Here is a 492-nt window from a genome sequence, read left to right on the forward strand (position 1 = left end):
ACGGTGACCGCAGTCTTGCCGACCGCGTGCGCGCGCTGCAGAAGGCTGACGCGACAAGCTGAGATCAGGTCTCCTTAGAGCATTTCACCGTTTCACGGAAACGGCGAAATGCCCTAACTCTTTGCTTTGAGGCAATTCTGGACGGAAAACCGCTTCACACTTTTCCTAGAATTGCTCTAGCCGAAAAATGATGCAGCGCGATGGCTGAAGCCGCGGCGACATTCAGGCTGTCGAAGCCTTCCGCCATGGTGATCCGCACGTCGTGCAGGCTTGCGAGCAGGTCGTCCGGCAAGCCTTCGCCCTCGGTGCCGAGATAGAGCGCCAGGCGCTCGCTGCGCTGCGCATCGCGGATGTCGGTCTCCCCGCGGGGCGAGAGCGCGAATTGTTCGAAGCCACGTCGGGCGAGCATCGTTGTGAAGCCGGCGGTGTCGGTGAACGATGCGAACGGGATCTTGAGCGCGGCGCCGACCGAAACGCGGATCGGCTTGCGAT

General features: G+C 61.6%; 1 protein-coding gene. It reads right to left on the reverse strand.

Annotation, left to right across the window (positions count from 1 at the left end; translation table 11 throughout):
- Positions 1–154: 154 nt before the first annotated feature.
- The coding region (locus EN884_RS38100; RefSeq protein ID WP_281034882.1) for a TrmH family RNA methyltransferase at positions 155–492 on the reverse strand (338 nt) is incomplete at its 5' end.

It is taken from the genome of Mesorhizobium sp. M7A.F.Ca.AU.001.01.1.1, from assembly GCF_004022735.1.
GTDB lineage: Bacteria > Pseudomonadota > Alphaproteobacteria > Rhizobiales > Rhizobiaceae > Mesorhizobium > Mesorhizobium ciceri.